Here is a 26594-nt window from a genome sequence, read left to right on the forward strand (position 1 = left end):
ACGGCCGCGGCGCCGATGGTGATTTTGGCGAGCACGTTCTCACCGCCTCCCCGGCCGACTGGCCCCGCGCGAGGCCCGTGGGCTGGTCGAGGTGGGCGGCATCGGCGAGGGCGGTGGCGTCATCGGCTGCGGCGAGTCCGCTCCCGCCGGACCTTCCTCGGTGGGCGTGACCGGCGGCGGCACGTGCGGCCAGGTGTCGGGCAGCCCAGACAGCGCCCGCCTCGACGCTCCGGCGGCGGCGTGCAGCGGTAGCCAGACCTCGTCGGCCGGGCTCGGATGGGTCGCGTCGGGGTTGAGCAGTTCGGCCGCCGAGGTGGCGACCGGGACCGAGCGCCGGTCGTCGAGCTCGCGCCACACCTTCGCGAGCAGCTGGCGGGCGGCGGCCTCGCGCCGCAAGGTCGGCAGCCACACCAGCAACGGCGTGGTGATACCGGTGGCTTGTGCGAGGGCGGCGTAGCCGGCCAGTTTCCCGGCGACCTTGTTCAGCGGCTCGGTGCCGAAGTCGTACTCGAGAAACCACTCGACCTGCCGGTCACCGTGCTGGTCGTGGTACCTCCAGCGGCCGTAGCCGTCGGGTTTGATCAGGTCGCCGAAGTGGCGCGCGCAACGGGTCTCCGACCACCACGCCACCAGCTCCCCCTGTTCGCCGGACCGGGGGTTGCGGGCTCGGTCGACCAAGGCGGTGAACCACTCGTTGACGCCGACGGTGTGGGCCAGGCGCAAGCTGTGCGCGACGCCGAAGACCCGGTCGTGCCGGTAGCCGAGTTCCTTGACGTCCAGGCCGTCCTCGGCGGCGAGCACGGCCGCGCCGGCGGGCGCCAGGACGTAGTGCATGGGTGCGGTGCCGAGGGTGACGAAAGGCTGGAAGCGGTCGACGACACCCCAGAGGTAGAGCTCACGCAGCCGCATCCGGCCGGAGCGGAAGCTGGGAAAGGCCAGAGCGGTGATCTGGTGTGCCGTGAGGACCTTGTGTTCCCACAGCATCCGGACGATCCACTTGTCGCGGGGGGTAAGCCGCCACGCCAGCACAGCTTGGTGCTCGGCGGTGTTCGCGACACGGGGGGTGGGCCGGGTGGGCTTGTGGCCGCGCAGGGCGCGCTGGCGGGTGGGGTTAGTGATCATGGTGGGCACCTCCGAGTGGGCAGAGCGAAGCCGCCCCGGCGCGAGGTGCGCCGGGGCGTGGTGGACAGGCGGAAGGGGCGGAATAGGGGTGCGGTCAGCCGTTGCGGCGGGGGTCGGCGCTACGCGGGCGCGCGACGGCCTCGCTCCGGTTCGTAGGTCGGGCCGAGCCCGAGGTGCCGCAAGGCCGGGTGCTGGCGTTTCCGACGCCACCCGTGGCGGTCTCGGTCGCGCGAGTGCGAGCCGTGCGGCGCGCCACGCCGCGGATCTCCCGTGCCCGGCCGGGGACGGCAACCGGGAGGGGTTGGGTGAGCATGGTGAACGGCTGGGTTTCCTCGCCGTTGAGCACGAGGCGGACGGCCGCGTGGTAGACGCCGAGGTGGGCGAGGTCGTGATCGGACAGCCGCGGCGCGGTGTGGCGGGACAGCTCGCGCGAGTCCTCGGGGCTGGCGTTGAAGAAGATCTTGCTGCGGGCGTTGGTGGACATGCCTTCCCGCAGTTCGCGGGGAAGTTGGCCGAGGTGCTGGTGGGCCAGGGTCATCGCGACCCGGAACCCGCGGGCTTCGGCGAGCATGTCCTCGATCGGATAGGGCAAGTTGAGGAAGTTATGACACTCGTCGATCACCATTGAGGCGTCCCGCCGCTGCCGTTGCGGGGTACGAGCCCGTCCAGTGGTGGCCTGCCAGGTGCGGGCGACCACCAGCGACCCGACCAGCCGGGTGGTCTCCTCACCCAACGAGCCCTTAGGGATGCGCACCAGACAGATCCCGCCGTCCAAGACCTCGTTCATGTCCACTGTAGAGTGACCGCCCGCGATCGCGTCACGGACGAAGGGCCGCAACAGGAACGCGCGGAGCTTGTTCATCAGCGGGCTGATGACCTGGGAGCGGGAGGAGTCGGTGAGTTCCTCGTACCAGGACCAGAACCCGCGCAGGACGGGGTCGGTGACCCCGGCGATGACCCGGCTGCGGAACGCCTCGTCCGTGAGCAGCTTGGGCAGGTCCGCCAGGGTGGCGACGCCTTCCTGGGTGCGCAGGGTGAGGCAGGCGGCGCGCATGACGTCGTCGGTACGCGGGCCCCAGAACGCCGAGTAGACCCGGCGGAAGACACTGACGAGGTTGTCGACGGTCAGGTCGGTCTCCCCGCCGTCGAGCGGATTCAAGCAGGGCGGCCGGGACTTGCTGTCCGCATCGAAGATCACGACTTGATCGGCCGCCGACTTGGGAAGGCGGGACAGGACATCGGTGACGAGGTCGCCCTTGGGGTCGATCAGCACGATCCCGCGTCCGGCCTCGGCGTCGGCCAGGATCATGTTCCCCAGCAGTGTGCTCTTGCCGGAACCGGTGGCACCGATGACGTGCAGGTGGTGTCGCGCGTCGGGGACTCGTAGGGCGACGGGGCGCTGGTGGCCGGTGTCGCTGACCCCGAGCGGCTTGGCCTCCGGCCCTGGGGCCGCGATCCCTGGCGGCGGGGCGATGGCGCGGGCTCCGGCACGTTGGATGCCGGGGATGGCCTCGTCGGTGGGCAGGTGCGCGATCGCCGCCAGCTCGGGCACCGACAAAAGGTCGCCACGTCCGAGCCGCCGGGAGTCGACCACGACGCCGGGGTGGCGGACGCGGTGGCGGGTGTAGTGGTTGTGCTCTGTGTAGGAGGCGAACGACGCCGCCAAGGCGTGCGCCCGGCCGCGAGCGACCTCCCGCGCCCGGCGAACTTCGCCCTCGTCGGCGTCGGCAGGCAGCAGGGTCGCTACGGCGTAGCGGATGACGGTCTCGAACTGGCTGCCACGCTGCTTGCCGACGATGGCGCGGTTCTGTGCGGCATATTCCAGCGAGGTCTGCGGGTCGCTGTACAAGGCTCCGGTCTTCGACCGCGCTGCAGCCGTCCGCCGTGAGCGGCTGCCGGTGCCGGGGGTGACTGCGTCGAGCAGCCGGCCGACCAGCCGGGTCGAGCCTCCGGTGTGGACTCGACGAGCGGCGCGGCGCGCCTGCTGGACGCGGCGGCCGGTGACCGGCCGGGCCAGCACCTGTACACAGGCGTACTCCTCACGCCCCAGTCCGACCGGCGCGCCGATCAGCGCGCGGATCGGGTCGGCGTCGAAGGCGCTGCGCAGCGGCAACGCCTCCGGCCGGGCCAGCCGCAATTCACCGCCGACCACCAGCCGTCGCTGACTCTTGCCCGGAGTCGGCAGGGGTGGCTCGGCCAGGCCGACGCGGGTGTGTGCGCCGGGCCAGGCTGCCTCGACGGCGCGTTCGACCAGGCCGGGTGGGATGACGCCGGGCACCCACAGCCGGATCGCGACCCCGGCTTCGGAGAACACGTACTCGCACGCCACGTGCGGCTGGCCGGTGAACGCCCGCCGCCACCCAGGGCGGAGCAGGCCGACGAGGTTGGACCACAACGCGGCGCCGCCCGCGGGATCCACTGTGGGCGGGGCGAGCACGGTGACCTGGCGGGCATCAGCCAGCAGCAGTTCGTGGCAGCGGCGTGCCCACCACCGTCGGCCGAGCACGATCCCGGTGATGAGCACCGCGAGGACCGGCGCCGCGATCGGGCCCCTGTCCAGGGCGAGGTTCCGCAGCCGTGTCAGCAATGCGAGCAGGGCACCGCCGGGGTCGCGCAGGTAGTCCTCCATCCACCCGGCGGCGACAGCGGTCGACGAATGCGTGGACGGCATGGTGAGAGGTGGTTGCGGTGGCTGGTCAAGGCCAGCCGATATCCAGGTCAGTGGTCGGGGCAGCATGAACGAATCCCTTCACGGGAGATGTACGAGGCGGTGGTGCGCGCGCAGTCAGACGGCGTCGAGGTGGACCTGGTCGTCGGAGCCGAACTCGTCCTCGTCGGTGTCGTCGAAGCCCAGGTCGACGAACGCGGCCTCGGCCTCGTCGACCGGTCCGGCGGTGTCGGCGTAGGCGGCGAGTTCGGCCGGGTTACTGGTGACCAGGTAGTGCTCGGTCGGGGAGGCGATGCTCTGGAACGCCACCCGCTGCGTACCCGCAGACAACAGGCCCTGGCCGCGGTCGGCCGAGAGCAGGAACGCCCGCTCCCCGGCGGACAGGTCGAAGGTCCGGGTGATCTCGTCGATCGCCTGCGAGGCCTGCCGCAGCAGGATCTGCGTGGCCGCGTTCGCCACGACCGCCTTGCCCAGATCGCTGCCGAGCACGTCGGCGGTGTCCTGGGTCGCCACGGTCAGACCCGCCCAGTGCTTGCGCGACGCCTTCGCCATCCGGAACAGGAACTCGGCGCCGGACTTCTCCTTCATCAGCAGCCACGCCTCGTCCACCACGACCAAACGCGGGCGGCGGATGGCCGGGTTGGACACCCGCCGCCACACCGCGTCCAGCGTGAGCAGGGTGCCGATGCCCTTGAGCTCGTCGGGAAGGTCACGCAGGCTGAACACGGTGAGGTGGCCTTCGGGATTGATGCTGCTGGGCCCGTCGAACAGTTGCTTGAAAGCGCCCTCGGCGAACGGGTGCAGCCGCCCCACCAGCTCGCCCGCGGCCCGGTCGCCAGCCTGCCCGGCGACCGCGAGCTGGTCCCGCAAGACCGACAATGTCGGGGACGGGCGGGTCCACGTCCGGGCGTCGGCAGTGATCCCCACGCTCTGGTACGTCGCGGCGATCGCCCGGTCCAACGCCGCCCGCTCCGCTGCCTCGGACTCGCCTCCGATGAGGACGGCGATGACGGTGTGCAGGAACAGCGACCGGCGCACGAGCGCGTCTTTCGGGGCGGTGCGGCGGCCGTCGGCGCGGGTGTGGATCGGTAGGTCGAAGGGGTTGAGGCGGACTCCTCGCGCGCCGAGGTGGACGTAGGTGCCGCCGACCGCGGCGGCCAGCCTGGCGTACTCGTCCTCGGGGTCGATGACGGCGATCTCGATGCCCCGGTACAGCGACCTCAGCAGCTCCAGCTTGACCAGGTAGGACTTGCCCGCGCCGGAGCGGCCGAGGATCACCGAGTTGTGGTTGTGCATCCCGTCGCCGAACCGGTCCCAGTGCACCAAGCCTTGAGAGCCGACGTTGTAGCCGTAGAGCACCCCGGACGGCGCGGCCACGCTGGTCGGGTCCGGTGCGGGGAGGTCGGGGCTGGTGAACGGGAACGCCGCGGCCAGCGCCGAGGTGTCGAAGGTGCGCCTCATGCCGATCAGGTCCAGCCCCATCGGCAGCGTCGACACCCAACCCTGGAGGCTGCGGTAGGTGGTGTGCTTGGCATCAAGCAGGAGGCTCGCGCACAGCGACCGCAGCGCGGCCGCTTCATCCGCGAGGATCGTCTCGGAGACGGCGTGGATGGTCAGGTAGAGCCCGACCCGAAACAGCTTCCCCTCACCGCGGGCCACCTGCGAGGACAGGTCGTAGGCGTCCTCGGTGGCCGCCTCGACATGGGGATCGAATAGGCGGCCGTGCTCCGCGGTGTGACGGCGCCCGGACTCCAATTTCGCCAACTGCTTCTTCAACCGCGACGCGGCGGTCACCGGGTCGATCGGCTCGATGTGCACCGACACGTCCAAGCGGCCGGGGTAGGTCAGCAGCGGTGCCAGCCAGCCGGGATGCACCTCGCGCGGGAATCCGATGACGGCGAAGCTGGAGACCCATTCACCCCCCACCTCCAAGTGCCGCGCGGCCACCGACAAGGCATCGGGAGTGAACGCGGCAGCTGCCGAGGTGGCCGGACTGTTGCTGTGTCGTGTGCGGGAGGCCATCAGGACCGCCCACCCTCATCGCCGTCGTCCTCGTACTCCCAGTCGTCGAAGTCCTCCTCTTGACCCGCTTGCGCTAGGCCGGGTGGGAAGAGTGAGCCGTCATCGAAGTCTCCCTCACCGAGACCGGCACTGGAGGTGGTGATGACCTCGTCCGCGCCGGCCAGCCCCGCGGAGGGCGGCAGCAGGCTGTCGGGATTGCACGCCGACGCCAGCACCGACGTCGCCTGACCGGCATCGAGCGGGGTGACCACGATCCCGGCCGGGGACAGCAGTTCGATCGCCTCGCCGAGGCGACGCACCAGACGCGATTCCGCCGCTCGGCGGGTTCCGGTGTCGACCTGCTCACCGGACTGCTTGCGGTGCCTGCCGGCCATCGACCCGAGTACCGCCAACGGGCCGGGCCCGCCCAGGCCGTCGGTGGGGGAGGCGACGCCGAGTGGTTCGCGCAGCACGAGCAGGACTTGGCGGCGCAGCAGGTCGGACTGCTGTCCGAGCTGGGCCAAGTAGTCGGCGTGCTCGACCGCCGCGGCCTCCAACGCGGGGTGCGGAAGCCCGCCCGAGCGCTCACGCAGCTCGGCGATCTGGGCGGACAGGTCGAGCCGTTCGGTGCGCACGAGCACCTGCACCGGAGCGGTCAGCGAGTGCAGGTAGCGGCCGAACGAGGCGACCAGCCCTTCCTGCTCGTTCGGGGTCCGCAGCGCGAAGTTCACCGTCGAGGCGACCGCGACCACCGCCAGGCCGTCGGCACCCAGGTCGACCACGCCGGTCTCGGTGACGGCCTCGGCGGGAAGCCGCAGCGCCGAGGGCGAGACCGGCTCCGGCCGCGATACCCGGCCGTCGCCCGTGCGGCGACTCGCGGCCTGGTCGGTGTCCGGGATGAGCCAGGCGGGTGCCGGGCGCACACCCTCGGGCGCGGCGACCCGGTGCCGTGGTGCGACCCGCTGGCGGATCGCGGCGACGAGCAACCTGTCCATCGGCATCCCGTCACGTGTGCCCAGCGCGAGCATCGCCGAGGCCGCGCCGATCGGGACGGCGACGGCCAGGAACACCGGGATCGGAACGAACGCGCGGGTGGCCGCCCAGATCAGGTACAGCACCGTCCCGGCGGCAGTGAGGATGGCGAGTTGGCGTGCGGTCAGAGGGCCGAGGACACGGTCGCGCATGTCGACGTCGGCGGGGATGCGGACTGGTGCGGTCATGAGGTCTTACCTCCTGGCTTGGGCTTCGGCGGTACCGCTGGCGGTGAACTGAAGACCGGTGCCGTCGTCGGCGGCTTGGATGGCTTGGGCAGGTCCAGCGGTAGCCGCAACTGCCGTCCCGCTCGCGAGACAGGGCGAGGAGGTGTCACCGGCGGTGGAGCGGGAGCGGCATTGGGAGCGGGAACCCGACGCACACCCTCGAGTGGCAGCGGGTACTGGCCACCGCGATCGGCCCGGTTGCCCTTATAGGGATCGAAGGGCAACTCCGGCTGCACCACCCGGTTGCGGCCACGCGATGGCGGGGGTGGCGGCGGACTCATGGGGCGAGGTGTTCGACGCACTCCCTCCAGTGGCAGCGGGTATTGCCCGGACCGGGTGGGCCGGTTGCCCTTGAACGGGTCGAACGGCAACTCCAACTGGACTCCACCGCGACGCCCCGGACGCGAGGGAGTCGCTGCTGCGCCGGGTGGGGTTGCCTTCGTGCGCTTCACATCCAGTGGCAGCCGGTACTGGCCGTCGCGTCCGAGTACGGGCTTGTTCTCCGGCCAGTCATCGCCCAGCGGCAACGCCAACTGCTTGCCCTGAACCGAAGGCGACGTCGACGAAGCCCTGCCCTTCGCCTGCGCTTTGTTCCCCGACTGGGCTTTGCCCGTCGGGGTCGCGGGCGCGGTGGACTTCTTGGCGCCCGATCGGACTCGGCGCACACCGGGCAGGGGCAAGATGTACTGGCCGGTGGAGGTGGTGCGGGTTCTCGCGAACGGGCTCGGTGGCTTCTTGGCACGAGCGCGCCCAGCGGGGTACGGGGTGCGGTTGCCCCGGCCACCGAGAAGACCGAAGGTCTTGTAGGCCAGGAACCCCTTCACCACCGACCCGAGCAGCGAGCGTCCGCCGCCACCGCCTCGGATCGACGACATCACCCAGAACGGGATCTTGAACAGGATGTAGATCAACGCGATGGCGACCAGCAGGTTGACCAGGCCGGTGTCGGTCGGCCCGAACAGACCGAATCCGCCGGGCGCCAGGAACACTTTCAACGCGGTGATCAGCGCGAGGCTCTGACCGACCTGGATGGCCAGGCACCCGCCGTAGGTCTTCCACCACCAGTAGGCGATGCCCTCGGTCTGGGGGAGTGCGTGGAACATCATCGCCAGCGGCGCGCCGCCGATCAGGATGATCGTCACCGCCACCCGCACCGCGTAGGTGATCAGCAACGCGACGAGCAGCCCGGCCAGGACGATGCCGATGAACGCGATCCACACACCGCCCTGCGTGGTCGAGTTCACGACCATGTTGCGCAGCGTGCGGGCTGCGGAGTCGGCGTCGACGCCACCGTCCATGACGGCCTCGACCACGGCGTTGGCGATCTGGATGCCCTTGGTCGCCACCCACAGCGACAGCGCACCGGCCAGGAACCCGACCACCAGACGCGGGGCGAGTTCCTTGATGGAATGCCGGGTCTGCAGGGACTGGTAGCTCATCGCGATGACCCCGGCGATGAGCACGAGCAGCCCGTAGGAGACCAGCAGGATCTGCCAGGAGTTGTCCCACAACTCACCCACCCGCGGCAGCGAGTCCGGCATCGGCGTGGTCAACAACGTCGTGGACAGCAAGTCCAGCAGCGGGTTGAGCGCGTCGGTGACCAGGCCCTGGAAGAAGCCGTTGATGGACTCGGTGACGCAGGCGCCGATGTCGGTGATCCCGCAGTCATCCTCGGTCGCCTGGCCTTGGCCGGGTTGGCCGTTTCCGGGGGTGGTGGGCAGCGTGGTGGTCGCGCCGGGCCGCGGGATGCAGCCCTCGCCCGAGCACGGTGTGGACGGCGTGGTGCCAGTGGGAGCGCACTGCTGCAACGGCAGAGTCGGGTCGCACGGCGGCAGCGTCGGAACCGCGGTCGGCAGCGGCAGCCCCGTCATCGGAAGCGTCGTGGTCGGCCGCGGCAGGGTGCAGATCGGCATCGGCGGCGAGCCGGGACCACAAGGGTCCGGATCGACCGTCGGCAGCGGCAGCGGGAGCTGCGCCGCGGCCACCGGCACCACCTGTGGTCCAGAGTGCGGACCGAGTGCCGCGGAGGCGAGTGAGCCGCCCAGCAGGACGACCAGGCTCACCTCCAACGCCACCAGCGCTCGGCTTCGTGTGAAGCCGAAGATGCGCCCGATCCGGTGGGCCTGCCTAAGGCTCACCGACGGAGGCGCGAGCATGTCCTGGCGGGCCGCCGAACATGCCCGGCTTCGCGTGATGGGCGTTGCGTCGTGCGGTGAACCGACGGTGGGTCCGACTGGTGTGCGGCGAGTGGTGGACCTGATCGACGGGCGCATCGCCTCAGGCCCCCACGATGCCTTTGAGGACGGTGACGACCAGCGGCGCAAGCGCGGCCAGGGCGTAGCCGATCCCGGCCGCCTTGAAGCACTCCTTGGCCTTCTCCTGCTCGCCGGGGTCACCGCCGCCGAACACGCGGCGGACACCGCCGATGGTGAGGAACACCGTCGCCAGGGCGGCGAGGATGCCCATCAGCCAGTTGCGGATGTTGGTCAGGACCTCGTCGACGCTGCCCGCGATCGCCAGCACCACGGTGTCCGCGTGCGCGGTCGCACCGGTGGCCACCAGGACTACGGCGACCAGTTCGGCAACCAGCAGGACGTGACGGCGGGTGCATCGGCGGCGGACACCGAGCGGCGTTGTCGTTGACGGTGTTGTGGTCGGCCGGTGCGAGGCCGAGTTCGTGGATGTCTGGGCCCGCAAGAATGCTTCGTGGCGGCTGAGATCAATCCCGCAGTAGGGCTGGCGGTCACCGGACCGGCGGTTGTTACGCGGACGAGCAGAGGTATGGGTCAGGCGCATCGCGACGCTCCCGGAGTCGTGCCCGACAGCCGCTGCGCTGACTGCGGCGGCGTGGGCGAAGAGGTGGTGTGCGCGGGAGTGGCTGGACTTCTCCCGCACCCCTGAACTCCGGAAAATCGGCCCTCCGGGGACACGCGATCTCCGACTTTCGTCGCCGCGGGCGCGCCCAGTTCGGTGACCCTGCGTGATGGCAAGGAATCAGGAGTCGCGTGATCGGCGGCCGTGGCGATGATCAGCGCGTTGGCAGCCTGGGTCGCCAGGTCGTGTTCGGCCACGCCATCGGGGACGTCGTCGAGCAGGTAGGCGACCAAGCGGTGCTCGGCGCGCAGGCGCGCTTTCTTGATTGCTTGGTAGGAGAGATTGCGCTCGGCCGCAGCACTGGCAAGCGGCACGCCTTCGAGCCGGGTGGAGCCGATGAGCTCGGCGTCCGCGGCGGTGATGGCCCCCTCGGCGACGGCGCGGGCGAGGACGAAGTCCGGATGGCCCTGCGGGAGCGTCGGCAGCGTCGAGCGGAGACCGTGCCCCGAGGGCACCGGCGCGTCGAGTGCCTCGCGCACAGCGGCATGGCCGGCGCGGTACGCGGCCCACCGAAGGCGCAGCATCACGCGCGGGCGGCGCAGGTCGATCTCGCCGAGTTCGACGACGAACCCGGCGAGGACCGCGGCGTGGATATCGCTCGGGTCACCGGCGAACTTCGCCGACAGCGTGGCGGCGATGGAAGTCAGAGCGGGCAACGCGACGCCGACCGCGCCCACGGTCCACGTGCCGCCTTCGGTGCGGGCGAGCAGGACCAGGTGCGCCCACGCCGCGTCCCGCAAGGTCTGCGAGCAGCCGCGTCGCAGCAGCCGGTCACGCAGCTCGTTCAGCGGCACCCGCCGCGCCGGAAGACCAGCGAACAACCCGCCGTCCACCGACACCGGGTGCGGACCGGCGACCAACCACTCGAACGCCGACCGGGCAGCGTCCAACGCATTGGAGTCACGCTCGAAACCCGAGCGCGGAACAGCATCAAGTGAACTCATGGAAGGGCTCCCGAAGCAAGTCGGAATCAACGACTTCTCCAGGACGCCACGGCGGGTAGTACCAACCGATAACCAAACTGGTACCGACCTACTACCGGCGAGGTACCGGTGATGTCTGCATGCGCACGAAGGGCGTCTGAAGATCTATTTTTGGAAGCTTTCCGGCTAACTCGAAACACAAGTACAAGATCGAAGCCATTTGGTCGGTAATACCTGTTCAGCTGGCGTTATGTGCTCGCGGTGCTAGCTCGGTACCAGGTTGACGTCAGCCACGAGCGGGCCGTCACGCTCCTGGTTGGCCGCCAACAGAAGATTCTGACGAGATTTGGGAAAGTGTTGTGCGCATCCCTCTCGCTGGCCATCCACCTCGTTACATGAGAACAGGTGTACGCGCGCCACTTCGTCGCAGTGAGAGTCAATGAAAAAGTCTACGAGTGCGTGTCCCCAAAGGGTCTGTATTTCGGAGTTCAGGGGTGTCATCAGCGCCTCACACCACCGGCGCACCCACTTCGACGAAGGGACACCCATGACCCAGCCCGACCACTCCGACCGTCGCGCACCCCGACAGCGCACCGGCTCCACCCACCCGACCCCGACCCGCCCCGACGGGCGACGCGGTGGCGACCGTCGCCCCTGGCCCACTGCCCCGACCACTACCCGCGTCAGCCCCGGCAAGCCCATCTCTGCCACAAGCCGTTCACGGTCCCGCGGGTCGGCCTCGACACCGACTCCGGCGACCGTCTGGACCGCAGGCACCAACCCGATCGCCCTCGACGCCACGTGGCCCGCGGCACTCGTCGAGCGGATCGTGACCTCGTTCAGCAAACCCGCCGCACACGTCGTTCTGCTTGCCCGGCCGGCCCCGAACCGCACCAGTCCGACGCTCACCGCAGTCGGATCCGACGAAGTCGTCGACCACGTCCCCTATACCGAGCCGGACCTCGAACTCGGGGACGCTCTGGCCGCCGTCGAACGCCTCGACCGCACCGCACGCATCGAGTACGTCGCGGTCGATCCGACCTTGGTCGGCCCCGCCTCCCGCCCCTTCTACGCGGACTTGGTCGACGGGCCCGATGTGGCTCCCGCACCCGCCACCACGGCAACGGCAACCACCATTGGCAGGTTCGCGCCGGACACGATGACGGGAGCTTTCGACCGCGCCGACCTGATCGTCACCAGCCTGCCGCCGCACCACTCCGGCGACCACGGCGCAGACCTCGTTTCGCTCTACGCGGCACAGCAGCTGCGCGTCGGCGGCATCCTCGTCGTACTCACGCACTGTGACTGGACGACGGGTGAGTTGACCGACCTGACCGGCGCGATCGTGACCGCCGCGCAGAACGCCGACCTGCTCTACCTCCAGCACGTCGTCGCCCTGCACACACCCATCCGCAGCGGCCACCTTGACCTCGTCGACACACACCAGGATCTTTCCGACGGCGCCGCTCTCGGAGAGGCTCGCGCGCGCCAACTAGCCGCGGTGCGCGGACTGCCCGCACCGCATCGGCGCATCCACTCCGACGTCCTCGTCTTCGCCCAGCCGCACGACCACCAGCCGCTGCACGCAGACGCGGTCTCGCAGCGCGACGACCTCCGATGAACACCGCACCGAACCGCGACTTCACCGTCAGGAAGGCACGCCCGTGACACGCGACGCCAACACCTCACCCACCGCCGAGCCCGTCGGCGACGAACCGACCCAGCGCATCCCGCGCGCCCTCGTCCCCGCACTCGACGCCTCACCCACCGCTGTGGACAACCCTGTGGACAACAGCGGGGACGCTTCGGACCCATCTGCGGTGTCGGTGTGGACGACCGCACAGGCATCGCCAGCCGCGCAGCGCAAGAACAAGTACACGCCCGAGTCGACCGCGCACCCGGCCAAGATGCTGCCCGAGGTCGTCCGCCACGCCGTCACCCACTACACCCAGCCGGGCGACCTTGTGCTCGACCCGATGTGCGGCATCGGCACCACCCTCGTCGAAGCCGTCCGTCTCGGTCGCCGCGCCGTCGGTGTGGAGTACGAGCCCCACTGGGTCAAGGTCGCCAACGCGAACCTCGACCTCGCACGAGCGCAAGGCATCGGCGGCGCCGACGGGATCGACGCGCGGGTGTTCCAGGGCGACGCCCGCCAACTCCTGACACTTCTGCCGCCCGAGCACGTGGGGCAGGCGGCGCTCGTGGTCACCTCCCCGCCCTACGGCCCCTCAACCCACGGGCAAGTATCGGTATCGCCGGGGCAGGGGGTGCAGAAGTACCACCACCTCTACGGCAACCAGCTGGACCGTGGCAACCTCGCCAACATCGGCCACCACCGACTACTCGCCGGATTCACCCGCATCCTCGCCGCCCTGCGCACCTTCCTCAAACCCGGCGGGCACATCGCCATCACCATCCGCCCCTGGCGCGAACACTCCGAACTGATCGACCTGCCCTCCCAGGTGTTGGCCTGTGGACGCGCCGCCGGCCTGATCCCGGTCGAACGCAACGTCGCGCTGTTGGCCCGTGCCGCCGAGACCGATCTCGTCGCCCGCGGGTCGTTCTTCCAGCGGGACTTCATCCGCAAACAGCGCGAGGCCGGACTGCCGCTGCACCTGATCGCCCACGAGGACGTCCTGGTGTTCCGCACCGCGCTGCACAAGACCACCAGCCACACCACCGCTGGTCGCTCGGCGGTCGACGTGATCGAACTCGGGTGGCGCCGCTCGGCGCGACCTAAGACGGTTGTGAACGACTGTGCGAATGAGTGGGGCCGGACAGCATGACCAGCCATTCACTACGACGACGGACGGCACGTTCGCTTGGTCTCGCCTTGGCCCCGGAAGCAACGCCGGAGCCAGGGCAGCTGGCTTGTCCAGCCACCGCACCTGCTGGTGGAAACCGGGCCGTGACGTGCTCGATTCGGTCGAGTTTGGTGTCGAAGTCCGGGTCAGTGGACTCTTTCAGGTTCGGGTGCGTTGGAAGGTGATTCCGTGGCCGCGCAGGATCTGCCGGAGTCGTTCCCGGCCGACCCTGACTCGTCGGACGAGGTTGCGGGTCAGGTGGTCGGCGAGCTTGCGCCCGCTCCACCGGGTGAAGGGCTTGCCCAGGTTGGTGGGCCGGGTGATGGCCGTCGCCAGGATGAACATTTCGTCATCGGGGCTGATCAGGCTGGTACGACCTCCCGCCCACCAACGTTCAGCGTGGCGAGCCCCCGTTCGTCTAAGACGTGGATGACGTCGCGGATGGTGTCCTTGTACGCGACGAGCAGCCGGGCGATCAAGGCCACCGGAGTCCCGGATGCCGAGGCCAGGATGATCGTCGCCCGCCGCCCCCCGGAGCGACTAGTACTTGCCGCGGTGGGTGATCCGCAGAAGCGTGCGGCTCTCGCCCTCGGTTAGTTGTCGTGCTCTGACCGGGTCGGCCACCTGTGTTCCTCCCCCTCGATAACGGTGTCATCGTTATCGAGGGGGAGGAACGCAGGTCGAGGTCCAGCACCCTGCTCGGCGTGTCATCAACCCGGTGAACCTTCGGGTCAATGTGCTAGTCAGCACGCGCATCCAGGCCATGAGCGTGGTGTGTGGCGGCACAGGGCAACTGTTTGCGTTCACCGGAACGGCGAGCCCGTGCGACCCGTCCCCCGCCTAGGTGGCGCTCGCTGGCCACCAGGCGATTCCGCCACGTGGTCGCTGACGTTTGTGCAGTCCAGTTCGCCGAGACCCGTAACGGAGCGTCGCTCTTTTTCGATCTTCGACATACTTGTCGGGTGATGGTGTGACGAGAGAGCGGACATGCCTGGGACTGGCCCCGATGTGACCAGAGTCTGGAGTCTCGGGCTCAGGGCATGATCGGTTCGTGTACAGGTTCGCTCGTCTTGTCGGACTGCGCTACTACTCTCTGTTGAGTCTCAGCATCGGAACAAGGGATATGGGGGTTGAGAACGCGGTGGATGTCTTCGCGGTGCGTGATCGGCTTATCGGTGACTACCGCCGTTACGTCGACGGTTTTCTGCGCGTGCGTGATGAGCGGATCCGCGAGATGGTCGACCGCGAGCTCGACGCCGGGCTGTTGTGGCCCGAACCGTGGCTTTCCCTCAACCCCGCGTTCGCCAGCGGAGGAGACATCCAGCAGCTGGTAGCCGATGGGGTTCTGCATCCGGCATGCGCCCAGATCTTCCAGGTGGGGGGACGCTGCCTGCAGTTGCACCAGCATCAGCGGGACGCGGTGGCAGCGGCGCAGTCCGGTGCGAGCTACGTGCTCACTACAGGCACCGGCTCGGGCAAGAGCTTGTCCTACCTGGTCCCGATCGTCGACCACGTGCTGAGGGAAGGCAGCGGTCGTGGTGTTCGAGCCATCGTCGTCTATCCGATGAACGCATTGGCCAACAGCCAGGAGCTGGAACTGGCGAAGTTTCTGGGGGATACCGACCGGCGGGTGACGTTCGCTCGCTATACCGGTCAGGAGAGCGACGAGCAGCGAGAGCGGATCCTTCAACATCCGCCGGACGTGCTGCTGACGAACTACGTGATGCTCGACCTGCTGCTGACCCGCCCTGATGAGCGCCGCCGATTGGTCGACCAGGCTGGTGAACTGCGGTTTCTTGTGTTGGACGAGTTGCACACCTACCGCGGTCGTCAGGGTGCGGACGTGGCGATGCTCGTCAGGCGCGTGCGCGACGCGTGCGGCAGCCCATCGGTGCAGTATGTCGGCACGTCCGCGACGCTGGCAGGGCCTGGCACGCTGGAGCAGCAGCGCGTCGCGATTGCGGAGGTCGCCGAGCGGCTGTTCGGTTCGCGAGTGGAGCCGCAGCATGTGATCGGTGAGACGCTACGCCGGGCCACCCGCAGCGATCCCGCCCCGGACGATGTCGCCTTGTGCGCCGCGGTCCAGAACGTGGGTCGAGCTGAGGATCTGCGGGATGACCCCCTCGCGGCGTGGGTGGAGTCGACGTTCGGCGTGAGGACGGTCGACGGGCGGCTCGTCCGCCAGCCGCCCACCAAACTGTCCGACGCGGCATCGGACCTGGCGCGTCGCACAGGGCTGGACGAATCTACGTGCACAGGTTCGCTTCGGCAGGTGCTCCTTGCCGGCGCGGAACAGCTCGACGATTTCGGCCGTTCGATCTTCGCATTCCGTCTACACCAGTTCATCGGCAAGGGCGACACCGTCTACTGCTCGATCGAGCCAGAAACCGACCGCTACCTGACAACCCGATATCAAGTGGCGGTTCCGGGCCGCCCTGACGCCGTCCTCGCGCCGCTCGCATTCTGTCGGGAGTGCGGGCAGGAGTACCTGTCGGTCATCCGCACGTCGGATGGATTCCGGCCTCGACTCCCGGACGATGCCGCCGGTGATGCCCGCAGTGGCTACCTGTACGTGGACACCACGACCCCCTGGCCCACTGATCTAACCGAGGTGATGGAGCGCCTCCCTAACGGGTGGCTGGTCGGTCGCCCCGGAGCGGAACAGGTCGATCCGACCAAAGCTGACCACCTGCCTGTCCAAGTCGTCGTGGGGCCTGACGGACATGAGGTCCTGCACGGGCAGGGAGGCGTCCCCGCGGCGTTCGTATCCGCCCCATTCCGGTTCTGCCTGCGATGCCGCGTGTCCTACGAGTCCGCGCGCCAACAGGACTTCGCGAAGTTGTCAAGCCTCGGCTCAGAGGGCCGAAGCTCGGCGACGACGGTTCTGGCCTCGAGCTTGGTGCGAGCACTGCGCGGGGAGGATCTGCGCGATGACGCCCGCAAGGTGTTGTCGTTCACTGACAATAGGCAAGACGCCTCACTGCAGGCAGGACACTTCAACGACTTCGTCCAGGTGGGCTTGTTGCGCAGCGCCTTGCACCGGGCCGTGACCGACGCTGGCCCGGACGGGTTGCGGCACGACACGATGGCCAGTGCGGTCGTCCAGGCGCTGGGGCTACCGCGTGAGGAGTACGCGCTACAACCAGACGTGCGGGGCTTGGCCCGGCAAGAGACCGAACGGGCACTTCGGGAAGCGGTCTCCTACCGGCTCTATCAGGATCTGCAGCGCGGTTGGCGAATCACCATGCCCAACCTCGAGCAGTCGGCACTGTTGAGGATCGACTACGTCGCGCTGGACGAAGCGTGCGCCGACCAGGAAATTTGGCGTACCGGTCTCTTGGCCGACGTGTCCACAGAACAGCGTGAGTCCATGGCACGGGTGCTCCTGGACGAAATGCGCCGATCTTTGGCGATCAGGGTGGCGTCACTGAACGCTGATGGTTTCGAGGCCGTCCGCAATCTGTCCGACCAGCACCTTCGCGATCCCTGGACGATCGCGGAGGAAGAGCGGTTTCTCGCGGGCCGGGTGTGGCCGCGATCCCGACGGCAGGACGACACCAGAGGCGACGCGTTCATCTCGGGCCTGTCGGCCTACGGTCGATACCTGCGCCGTCAGCTACGAGGGGACGGACCGCGCATTACCGCGGCCGACACCGAACTGACGATCGTCGGCATGTTGGACGCATTGGCGCTCTACGGCCTGGTCACCGTCGTGGAGGAGGACCGGGGTGAGCGTGCGTACCAGCTCACCGCGGCGGCTCTGCGATGGCTGGCCGGCGATGGCGTCACGCGCGCACCGGACCCTCTGCGTAGCGCACCGGGGGAGACCGGTGCCGCTCCGAACCCGTACTTCGTCGATTTCTACAGCACCCTCGCGGCCGGGCTGACCGGTATGCGGTCAGCGGAACACACCGCGCAGGTCCCGGCGAGGATCCGTGAAGAGCGCGAAGAAGCATTCCGTCACGCCGGATTGCAGGCCTTGTTCTGTTCTCCCACGATGGAACTGGGTGTCGACATCGCGACCCTCAACGCCGTTGTGCTTCGCAACGTTCCGCCAACCCCTGCCAACTACGCTCAGCGCTCGGGCCGCGCGGGACGCGCCGGGCAGCCAGCGATCGTGGTTACCTACTGCACCACCGGTAGCGCGCACGACCAGTATTACTTCCACCGCTCTGCCCGGATGGTGGCCGGCGCCGTCGCCCCGCCCCGTCTCGACCTCGCTAACGCCGACCTCGTGCGCTCCCACATCCATGCCATCTGGCTGGCAGAGACACGACAGCCCCTCGGGAAATCCTTGGTCGAGCTGCTGGATGTCGGCGGTGAGGATCCGAGCCTGGAACTCGAGCCGACAGTGCAGCACACCCTGTCCGATCGCGCGGCGGCAGAACGCGCGCTGCACCGGGCTCATCAGGTGCTGGCGACCGTCGAGGAGATTGCCGACGCGCCCTGGTTCGACGAGGACTGGATCCGACGCACCGTTGATGACGCGGTCGAGGAGTTCGATCGCGCCTGCGATCGGTGGCGCGAGGCGTTCCGGGCAGCGCGGTCCGAGATGGCTGCGGCGAACCGGGTGCTTACCGACGCCGCTGCCTCGGCGGACGCCGTCAACAGCGCCAGAGCGCAGTATCTGGAGGCCGCGACGAAGCTGAACCTGCTCCGCAATGAGTCCGACGATCTGGGCTACAGCGACTTCTACAGCTACCGCTACTTCGCCACCGAGGGCTTCCTACCCGGCTACTCTTTCCCCCGGCTGCCCGTGTCGGCATTCATCCCCGCTCGTCCGGGAGGTCGACGTCGCGAGGGCGACTACCTGTCACGCCCGCGGTTCTTGGCGATCAGCGAGTTCGGTCCCGGCGCTTTCGTGTACCACGAGGGCTCCCGCTACGAGGTCGTGAAGGTGTCGCTACCCTCCCGCGGCGACGCCGACGGCCGATTGGCGCTGGAACGAGCCAAGCGCTGTCAAAACTGCGGCACCCTATGGAACGACTCCGACGACCACTGCGACATCTGCAAAGTCGATCTCGGCGCATCCGTCCCGAACCTGCTACGAATGACCACCGCGACCACCCGGCGTCGGGAGCGAATCTCCTCCGACGAGGAAGAACGCCGCCGCCAAGGCTTCGACCTCGTCACAGCAGTCGGGCTGCCCACCAGCGGACCCGACGCCAGGCGCGAAGCACAGGTGATCACCGCTGACGGCCGTGAGCTCGCGCGGCTCACTTACGCCGACACCGCTACCATCCGCCGGATGAACATTGGCCTGCGGCGCCGAGCACCCGGTACCCCTGACGGCTACTTCATCAACCCCACCAGCGGCCGCTGGGAGCCGCGGCCTAGCCAGAACCGCCGAGGCCGCGCCGCTGCCGCAGCGGCTGGGGCGCCGCCCGAACTGGTGATCCCGTACGTCGAAGACCGCCGCAATACTCTCGTCTTGCACTGGTCAGACCAGATCTCCCCGGAGCGGTTGGCCACCCTGCAATGGGCACTCAAACGGGGAATCCAAGCAGCCTTCGACCTTGAGGACAACGAGCTCGCCGCCGAAGCACTGCCCAACAACCGAGAACGACGGCGCATCCTGCTCTACGAATCCGCCGAGGGCGGCGCCGGAGTGCTGCGTAACCTCGTCGCAGGTGAGCATTACGACCTCGGTCTCGTAGCCCGCGAGGCGCTCGACATCCTGCACTTCAACCAGGACGGTCACGACCGAGGCTCTGCTCAACCCGGCACCGAGCGCTGCGAACGAGCCTGCTACGACTGCCTGCTGTCCTACGGCAACCAGCCCGACCATCTCCTGCTGGACCGCCACTCGATCGTGACGATGCTGCGTGACCTCGCCGACGCCACCACCGTCCCGACAGGACCCTCAGTTGGCGCTGTCGTGGCGGACAACCCTGCCAACGGGGTGGTTAGCGACCACCCGTTCATGGAGCTGCTGCGCTCTAAGGGTGCACGACTTCCGGATGCCGTCGATGTGCTCGTCGAAGAAGCACAGGCACGTCCGCATTTCGTGTACAACCTGGCCGCCGGCCGGTATGGCGTGTTTATCGACGACGGCCACAACGGCTCCCTCACCGACGAGGACGCCGAAGAACGGCTGCTAGCCCGCCCCCGCTGGCACGCCCTGCGGCTTCGTGAGGGTGAGGACTGGGCCGTGGTCATCGACAGGATGCCGACCGTATTCGGAGGTGGACGTTCGTGAGTTGGCCAACTGGTTCCCTGGTGCGAGCCCGTGGCCGCGACTGGGTCGTGCTGCCCGACAGCACCCACGACCTTCTTCTGCTGCGCCCGCTGGGCGGCGGCGCGGACGACATCGCCGGGGTCCTTCCCGACCTTGAACCGGTCCAATCCGCTACCTTCGCACCACCGGACCCCGACGATCTCGGTGACGCGGTAAGCGCACGGCTGCTCCGCAGTGCACTGCGACTGGGCTTCCGTTCCAGCGGCGGACCCTTCCGCAGCCTGGCGCAGATCGCCGTAAGTCCGCGCTCCTACCAACTCGTTCCGCTGCTGATGGCGCTGCGCATGCGCACCGTTCGGCTCCTGATCGCCGACGCGGTCGGCGTCGGCAAGACCATCGAAGCTGGCCTCATCGTGGCCGAACTGCTCGCGCAGGGCAGCATCGGCCGCTTCACCGTGATGTGCAGCCCCGCCTTGGCCCCGCAGTGGCAACGGGAACTCGCCGACAAATTCGGGCTCGACGCCGAACTGGTCCTGCCCTCCACCGCAGGGCGCTTGGAACGCGACATGCCCGCAGGAGAATCGCTGTTCGAGCGCTACCCGTACACGGTGGTATCCACCGACTTCATCAAGTCGACACGGCGCGCGGACGAGTTCATCAGGGCTTGCCCCGGTCTCGTGATCGTTGACGAAGCACACACCTGCGTCGGGGCCGCCGACGGCCGCACCGCGAGGGCCAGCCAGCAGCGCTACACACTGCTTTCCCGCTTGGCTGCCGACCCCGACCGGCACCTGTTGCTGCTCACCGCCACCCCGCACAGCGGCAAATCGGAAGCGTTCCGAGCCCTGCTCGGACTGCTGGACAAATCCCTCACGGAGTTGCCCGATGACCTGTCCGGCGATGCGCGGCGGCGCGATCGCGAACGTATCGCCCGCCATGTCGTCCAACGTCAACGCGGTGACATCAAGACCTACCTCGACGAAGACACACCTTTCCCCAACCGCATCGCGTTGGAGGACACCTACAAGCTGACCCCGGATTACCGGAAGCTGTTCGACCACGTCCTGCGCTACGCCCGCGAGACGGTGCGTGACTCGGCCGGAGGCCCAGTGCACCAACGGGTCCGCTGGTGGTCGATCCTGGCGCTGCTCCGGGCAATGGCATCATCGCCAGCCGCTGCCGCCGCGACCCTGCGCAACCGCAGCGGCGAAGACGACGTCACCAGCGTCGAGGAGGCCGACATTCGCGGTCAGGCTGGCGTTTTGGATCTCCCCGACGAAGACGAAGCCGTCGACGGCCGCGACACCACTGCCGGAGCGCTGCCTGCAGACGACACCCCACGTGCTCGCTTGCTGCGCCTGGCCAAGGACGCCGATCGACTGCGTGGCGCCAAAGACTCGAAGCTCAAGAAGGGAATCGGGCTCGTCCGGGACCGCGTGGAAGCAGGCGACGCCATCGTGGTGTTCTGCCGCTACATCGCCACCGCCGAGTACGTAGGAACCGCCCTGCGCCAAGCCCTGCCGGACGTCGAAGTCGCGTGGGTCACCGGTGTACAACCACCGGAGGAACGTGAACGCCGAATCTCCGAACTCGGCAAAGCCGAGCGACGAGTCTTGGTGGCCACCGACTGTCTGTCCGAAGGCGTCAACCTGCAAGACCACTTTACCGCAGTCCTGCACTACGACCTGTCCTGGAACCCCACCCGCCAAGAGCAACGCGAAGGCCGCGTCGATCGGTTCGGCCAGCGCGCCGCCGACGTTTATGCGATCACCTACTACGGTGAAGACAACGGCATCGACGGTCTCGTCCTCGACGTGCTGCTGCGCCGCCACCGCGCCATCCAAGCCGACACCGGGGTCGCCGTTCCCGTCCCGCAAGACAGCGACGCCGTACTCACCGCCGTGCTGGAAGGCGTGCTACGCGCCGAGACCGGAGGCCAACTCCAGCTGGAAGGCGTCGAGGAAACCGCCCGCAACAGCCTGCATCAACGGTGGGACGACGCGGCGCAACGGGAGAAGCGCTCCCGCAGCCTGTTCGCCCAGGAACAGATCAAACCCGACGAGGTCTCCCGCGAGGTCGACGCTCTGCGCGCCGCGCTCGGCGGCCCGGCCGAAACCGAGACCTTCGTCGTGGACGCGCTCACCTCGCTCCGGGCCACCCTGACCACCACGCCCGCTGGCTATGTCGCCGCATTGGACGGTCTGCCACCGACACTGAAGGAAGAACTCGGTGGTGCCACGGATCTCCCGCTCGTGCGGATCCCGCCCGCCCCTGATAGGGGAGCGGTACTTACCCGCACCGACCCCACCGTGGAAACCCTTGCCCGCTACATCCTCGACACCGCCCTCGACCCCGATGCAGGGACCGACCGACCCGCCCGGCGGAGCGGTGTTCTCCTCACCGACGCTGTCGACATACGCACAACCCTGCTGCTGCTGCGCTATCGCCTGCAGCTCACGTTGCCCACCGCGACCGAACGTCGCTCGATGGTCGTGGAAGAAGCTCGACTGCTCGCCTTCCGCGGTAGTGCTGGCGCACCTGAATGGCTGCCCGACAACGAGGTCGCTGTGTTGCTCGAGGCCCGCTCCGCTGGCAACCTCCCCCGCGATCTGGCGGCCGAAGACATCCGCCGGGTGCAATCCCGTCTCACCCGCCTCGATCCCCATCTGGACGACGAGGGAGACCGACTGGCCGCCGAACTCCTCTCCAGCCACCGCCGAGTACGCGAAGCCGCTGGCAGCACCGGTGAACTCATCCGCCGCGGCCTCACCGTGACAGCCCAACGCCCCGCCGACATTCTCGGCGTATACCTCTACCTGCCCGCGGGGACATGATGCGCACCTACACCGTCAGCACTATCCGCACCGTCGGCGGTCTGCTACCTCCTGAAACCCTCGAAGCCATTACCGCCAGCGAACTCGATGGGCTGAAGCCCAGTACCTACGGCCTCGCCGAGTCCGAAACGGTACGCGAAGCAGCCAACCGCTCCTGGGAGCGACTCCGGGGAGCCTGGCTTGCTTTCCGACGCACTGTTCCACCTGGAGAGGACACCGGTTACCAGGTCGAAACCACCCGATCCCAATGGCTTCGCGTTCTGTTCGATGAACTCGGTTACGGTCGTCTTCCCGCTGTCCCGGCAGGCGGTCTCGCCGTCGCCGACACCACCTATCCGCTGAGTCACATATGGCAGTGCACCCCGTTGCATCTGCTAGGAGTTGGTGTCGATCTCGACCGTCTCAATCCCGGAGTATCCGGTGCAGCCCGCCGAGCGCCGCACTCCATGATGCAAGAACTCCTCAACCGCTCTCCAGACCACCTCTGGGGCATCCTCACCAATGGTCTCGAGCTACGCCTCCTCCGCGACTCGGCTTCACTCGTCCGTCAGGCATATGTTCAATTCGACCTCGCTGGCATGTTCGACGGCGAGGTATTCGCCGATTTCGCATTGATGTGGCAGCTCTGCCACGCCAGTCGCGTCGAACCTCAACCAGACCCTTCAGCCGCGCCCAGCACCTGCTGGCTGGAACGATGGCGCGAAGACTCCACTACCCGCGGAACCCGTGCACTCAAACGTCTCTCCGCTGGAGTGAAGCAGACACTTAACATTCTTGGTGCCGGATTCCTTGCCGCAACACCCGCGATCCGAGACCAACTTCGCCAAGGCACACTCACCCCAGGGGCCTACCACCGGCTAGTGCTTCGCGTGGTCTACCAACTGCTCGTCCTGTTTGTCGCTGAAGACCGCAACCTCCTCCACGATGATAAGGCCACAGCCGAACAGCGTCGTCGCTACACCGAACACTTCTCCACCGAACGACTCCGACGCAAAGCCCAACGCCGCCACACGACCGAACGCCATACTGACATGTGGACCGCGCTACGCCTGATCATCCGCAGCCTCGGCAACGAAGAAGGGCAACCAGCGCTCGGCCTTCCCGGACTCGGTGGCATATACGACCAAGGCACACTCGGGCCCCTCGAAGACGCAATCCTTACCAACCGCGATCTCCTCGCAGCTGTTCGCGCACTCTCCCTCACCCGCGACGAGACTGGCATGCCTCGAGCGGTGGACTACCGCAACCTCGGCGCCGAGGAACTCGGCAGCGTCTACGAATCACTACTCGAACTCGTCCCCGACTACGACGACCGGACAGGCCGCTATACACTTGACGTCGCAGCAGGAAACGATCGCAAGGAGACCGGTTCCTACTACACCCCTTCGGACCTCGTCGATGTCCTGTTGGACGAGACGCTGAAACCGGTCCTCGACGAAGCGGCGGCCAGCCGTGACCCCGAGGCAGCACTGCTCGCTATCACTGTCTGCGACCCTGCCTGTGGTTCTGGACACTTCCTCGTCGCCGCAGGGCGACGCATCGCACGACGACTTGCACAGCATCGCACAAGTGAGCGTGAACCACCTGAGCCAGCGCTTCGTGACGCTATGCGCGATGTCATCAGGCATTGTCTCTACGGTGTCGACCTCAATCCCCTCGCAGCTGAGCTGGCAAAGGTAGCGCTGTGGCTCGAAGCTCTCGAACCGGGTCGCCCCTTGTCATTCCTCGATGCGCACATCAAGGTCGGCAACGCCCTACTCGGAACTACTGGGCCAGAACTCGTCGATGATGGTCTGCCTGAAGCAGCCTTCACATCTCTGACTGGTGATGACTCGGCCATTCTGACGAAGCGCAAGCGTCGTAACCGTGAAGAATCTATTCACTCTGAACAAGGCGAGTTCGACTTCGGTGCACCTTCACAAGACTTCGGTAGGGCGTTTCAGGATGTGGCCAGTGCCCCTGAAAACACCCTACTTGACGTACACGCTAAAGCTGCAGCCTGGCAGGCTGCAGAAAAAGAGCCTGCACTTATCCGTGCTCGACTCGTGGCAGACGCTTGGTGTGCGGCTTTCCTCTGGCCTCACTTGCCGGATGCCACACCTGGTCTTACTGTTGGTGACATTCGTCGAATCGCCAGCCAGGGACAATCGGGGATCACGTTCGATCAGGTAGTCCAGGTTGGCTACCTCTGTGAAGAGTACCGGTTCTTCCACTGGCACCTTGAGTTTCCTGAGATCTTTCCCCGCGGATTTACCTGCATTGTGGGTAATCCGCCATGGGAACAGGTCGAATTTCAAGACAAAGAGTTCTTTGCGACCGTCGCGCCGGAGATTGCCTCGGCTGAGACGACGGCCAAGCGTAAGAATCTCATAGTCGCGCTACAGTCGCTGCGTCCAGCCTTGTGGGATCGGTATCAGCGTGCACTTCGATTTGTCGATGCCGAGAAGTGTTTTTATCAAGCAAGTGGGCGATTCCCAACCACCGCGCGCGGTCGTATAAACACCTATGCGCTGTTTGCTGAAGTTGGTACTTCTATCGTTAGTCAGGCTGGTCGGGTCGGTCTCATATTGGAAACGGCAATAGCTACCGGTGATTCCACAGCGCTTTTCTTTAGCAAGCTTGTCGAGACTAGCACTGTCGCATGTTTCTTCGACTTTGAGAACGAAGCCAAGATATTTCCAAGTGTAACCAATAAGTTTCGATTTGCGATCCTTGTTGCGACAGGTGGAGTGCCGATCGCAGAAGCTTCGTTTGCTTTCTCGGTTCGTCATGTACGCGACCTTCCTATGCGTCGATTTGCGCTGCAACCCTCCGAGGTGCTACAGGTAAACCCGAATAGCGGAACACTGCCGGTATTTCGAAGCCGCCGCGATGCTGAGATTACCATCGGAATTCATGGTCGCGTTCCGATTTTTTGGGCGAAGGGTGCGGGTGAGGACAACCCGTGGGACGTCGACTTTGATCAAGGCTTGTTTAATATGTCGTCCAAATCGGATCTATTTTCCGACATGGAGACACTTGTTCAGGAAGGCTGGAGGTCTGAGGGCGGAAGCTTTTTGCGGAGTAACGAACGCATGATGCCGCTGTTTGAGGCTAAAATGATTCACCATTTTGACCACCGCTGTGCTACGTATGAAGGGGCCACGCAAGCTCAGCTAAACAAGGGGACGCTACCTAAGCTGACAGTTGAACAACATCGAGATCCGTTTATCGTATCTCTGGCTCGCCACTGGGTTCATCAATCACTTGTATACAAAGAGCTGAAAAATAGGTGGGATCGCAGCTGGCTGCTTATTTGGCGTGACGTCGGGCCATCGGCGAATGAGCGATCAATGATTGCAACTGTGATGCCGATTGCAGCTGTAGGCCACACGGCGCCGCTGATCTACGTTCAGAACGAACCGGTTGCGTGCCTACAGGCCAACTTGGCAGCGCTTGTCCTGGATTACTGTGCGAGGGTAAAACTGAGTGGAAGTCACCTTACCTTCGGTCTGGTTAGGCAGCTGCCAGTTCTTTCTCCTTCCGTCTATTCGAACAAGTTGCAGTGGAGTAATGAACCTGCAACTCTGGGGGACTGGATTACCTCACGCGTTCTCGAGTTGTCGTACACTGCGTGGGACCTCCAGTCATATGCCCAACATTTGGGCGACAAAGGTGCACCATTTCAATGGGATGAGAGTCGGCGTGCCCAGATGCGCGCCGAGCTAGATGCCGCCTACCTGCATCTCTACGGGCTGAGCCGAGAAGATGCTGAACATGTAATCGATTCTTTCTTTGTGCTGCGCAAGAATGAACAAAGAAAGTATGAGGAGTTTCGTACCAAGAAACTTGTCCTGACTGCGTACGACGCGATGACCGAAGGTGAGTTCGTCAGTCCGCTCGATCCCGCACCAGGACAGGGAGAGCGTCACCCGGACCGGAGGTCGTAGAA

Annotated in this window: 13 protein-coding genes; 5 read left to right on the top strand and 8 right to left on the bottom strand. The window is 66.9% G+C overall.

Annotated elements, in window-relative coordinates:
• Window positions 1–39: 39 nt before the first annotated feature.
• The 7 genes from CLV43_RS37085 to CLV43_RS37115 form a co-directional block, all read right to left on the bottom strand.
• Complete coding sequence (locus CLV43_RS37085; RefSeq protein WP_106193530.1) at window positions 40–1122, bottom strand: replication-relaxation family protein; 1083 nt, start codon at window positions 1120–1122, stop codon at window positions 40–42.
• A gap of 94 nt (window positions 1123–1216) precedes the next feature.
• Window positions 1217–3793 carry a type IV secretory system conjugative DNA transfer family protein gene (locus CLV43_RS37090; RefSeq protein ID WP_106193532.1) on the bottom strand — a complete coding sequence of 859 codons (2577 nt, stop codon included), beginning with the start codon at window positions 3791–3793 and terminating at the stop codon, window positions 1217–1219.
• A 114-nt stretch (window positions 3794–3907) separates the two neighbouring features.
• On the bottom strand, window positions 3908–5812 hold the full coding sequence (locus tag CLV43_RS37095) for a VirB4 family type IV secretion system protein (RefSeq protein WP_106193533.1): 1905 nt from the start codon (window positions 5810–5812) through the stop codon (window positions 3908–3910).
• Window positions 5812–7011, bottom strand: a complete 1200-nt coding sequence (locus tag CLV43_RS37100) for a PrgI family protein (protein WP_106193535.1) — start codon at window positions 7009–7011, stop codon at window positions 5812–5814. Before CLV43_RS37100 ends, CLV43_RS37095 begins: the two co-directional genes overlap by 1 nt.
• The gene (locus CLV43_RS37105; RefSeq protein WP_245887248.1) at window positions 7008–9113 is read right to left on the bottom strand and encodes a TrbL/VirB6 family protein; all 2106 of its coding nucleotides are present in this window, start codon (window positions 9111–9113) and stop codon (window positions 7008–7010) included. The genes CLV43_RS37100 and CLV43_RS37105 overlap by 4 nt, the downstream gene beginning before the upstream one ends.
• Window positions 9114–9327: 214 nt before the next feature.
• Entirely contained in the window at window positions 9328–9609 is a 282-nt protein-coding gene (locus CLV43_RS37110; protein ID WP_342749844.1) for a pilin, read from the bottom strand.
• A gap of 227 nt (window positions 9610–9836) precedes the next feature.
• Complete coding sequence (locus CLV43_RS37115) at window positions 9837–10868, bottom strand: hypothetical protein (RefSeq protein ID WP_245887249.1); 1032 nt, start codon at window positions 10866–10868, stop codon at window positions 9837–9839.
• An 808-nt stretch (window positions 10869–11676) separates the two neighbouring features.
• Between CLV43_RS37115 and CLV43_RS49750 the strand changes: the two genes are divergently transcribed.
• A complete protein-coding gene (locus CLV43_RS49750) occupies window positions 11677–12468 on the top strand; it encodes a hypothetical protein (RefSeq protein ID WP_245887250.1) in 792 nt (263 codons plus the stop codon).
• A gap of 43 nt (window positions 12469–12511) precedes the next feature.
• Window positions 12512–13633, top strand: a complete 1122-nt coding sequence (locus CLV43_RS37125) for a TRM11 family SAM-dependent methyltransferase (protein ID WP_211304742.1) — start codon at window positions 12512–12514, stop codon at window positions 13631–13633.
• A gap of 177 nt (window positions 13634–13810) precedes the next feature.
• Here the strand turns inward: CLV43_RS37125 and CLV43_RS48735 are convergent, their stop codons facing one another.
• Window positions 13811–13996 carry a hypothetical protein gene (locus CLV43_RS48735; protein ID WP_211304743.1) on the bottom strand — a complete coding sequence of 62 codons (186 nt, stop codon included), beginning with the start codon at window positions 13994–13996 and terminating at the stop codon, window positions 13811–13813.
• 706 nt (window positions 13997–14702) lie between these two features.
• On the opposite strand from CLV43_RS48735, the gene CLV43_RS37135 reads away from it, so the two are divergent.
• Genes CLV43_RS37135 through CLV43_RS37145 form a run of 3 tightly spaced genes read left to right on the top strand, consistent with a single transcriptional unit; the run spans window position 14703 to window position 26592 of the window.
• A complete protein-coding gene (locus tag CLV43_RS37135; RefSeq protein WP_211304744.1) occupies window positions 14703–19850 on the top strand; it encodes a DEAD/DEAH box helicase in 5148 nt (1715 codons plus the stop codon).
• Window positions 19847–22663 carry a helicase-related protein gene (locus CLV43_RS37140; protein WP_106193537.1) on the top strand — a complete coding sequence of 939 codons (2817 nt, stop codon included), beginning with the start codon at window positions 19847–19849 and terminating at the stop codon, window positions 22661–22663. The genes CLV43_RS37135 and CLV43_RS37140 overlap by 4 nt, the downstream gene beginning before the upstream one ends.
• Window positions 22663–26592, top strand: a complete 3930-nt coding sequence (locus CLV43_RS37145; RefSeq protein WP_211304745.1) for an Eco57I restriction-modification methylase domain-containing protein — start codon at window positions 22663–22665, stop codon at window positions 26590–26592. Before CLV43_RS37140 ends, CLV43_RS37145 begins: the two co-directional genes overlap by 1 nt.
• Window positions 26593–26594 lie beyond the last annotated feature (2 nt).

This window comes from Umezawaea tangerina (assembly GCF_003002815.1).
GTDB lineage: Bacteria > Actinomycetota > Actinomycetes > Mycobacteriales > Pseudonocardiaceae > Umezawaea > Umezawaea tangerina.

Coding starts and splice junctions, on each gene's coding strand:
- CLV43_RS37145 (WP_211304745.1), top strand. CDS start 22,663: ATGCGCACCTACACCGTCAGCACTATCCGCACCGTCGGCGGTCTGCTA.
- CLV43_RS48735 (WP_211304743.1), bottom strand. CDS start 13,996: ATGTTCATCCTGGCGACGGCCATCACCCGGCCCACCAACCTGGGCAAG.
- CLV43_RS37085 (WP_106193530.1), bottom strand. CDS start 1,122: ATGATCACTAACCCCACCCGCCAGCGCGCCCTGCGCGGCCACAAGCCC.
- CLV43_RS37100 (WP_106193535.1), bottom strand. CDS start 7,011: ATGACCGCACCAGTCCGCATCCCCGCCGACGTCGACATGCGCGACCGT.
- CLV43_RS37090 (WP_106193532.1), bottom strand. CDS start 3,793: ATGCCGTCCACGCATTCGTCGACCGCTGTCGCCGCCGGGTGGATGGAG.
- CLV43_RS37095 (WP_106193533.1), bottom strand. CDS start 5,812: ATGGCCTCCCGCACACGACACAGCAACAGTCCGGCCACCTCGGCAGCT.
- CLV43_RS37115 (WP_245887249.1), bottom strand. CDS start 10,868: ATGAGTTCACTTGATGCTGTTCCGCGCTCGGGTTTCGAGCGTGACTCC.